This is a genomic window from Sulfitobacter sp. CW3 (assembly GCF_019392245.1).
Taxonomy (GTDB): domain Bacteria; phylum Pseudomonadota; class Alphaproteobacteria; order Rhodobacterales; family Rhodobacteraceae; genus Sulfitobacter.
Genome location: NZ_JAHXRL010000299.1, coordinates 1 through 264, shown reverse-complemented (window position 1 = coordinate 264; position 264 = coordinate 1). Strand labels below are relative to the sequence as shown.

Here is a 264-nt window from a genome sequence, read left to right as displayed (position 1 = left end):
CACGGCTTGCTCGGCCAGCGTGAATTGCGCCGAGATTTGGGGTGGCAACCGCCCGGCGGCGGCCCAGCGGCGGCGGCGTTCCAGGCTGGCATCCGTGCGCGGCCGGGAGCCTACGCGCTTCCTGGGAACCTCAGGCGCGGCCGGGATCATCTTCCGCGCCTCGATTAACCCGGACAGGGCCTCGGCCTCGGCCTCGGTCACTTGGCCAGCCCCATAGGCGCGCCAGAGCAGGGTCAGCACTTCGGGTAGCTTCACACGCGGCGC

At 71.6% G+C, this 264-nt stretch carries 1 protein-coding gene; it reads right to left on the bottom strand.

What is annotated here, in order from left to right; translation table 11 throughout:
• A partial coding sequence (locus tag KZZ06_RS21155) for a hypothetical protein (RefSeq protein WP_219581913.1) occupies nucleotides 1–240 on the bottom strand: 240 nt, incomplete at its 3' end.
• Nucleotides 241–264: the final 24 nt, after the last annotated feature.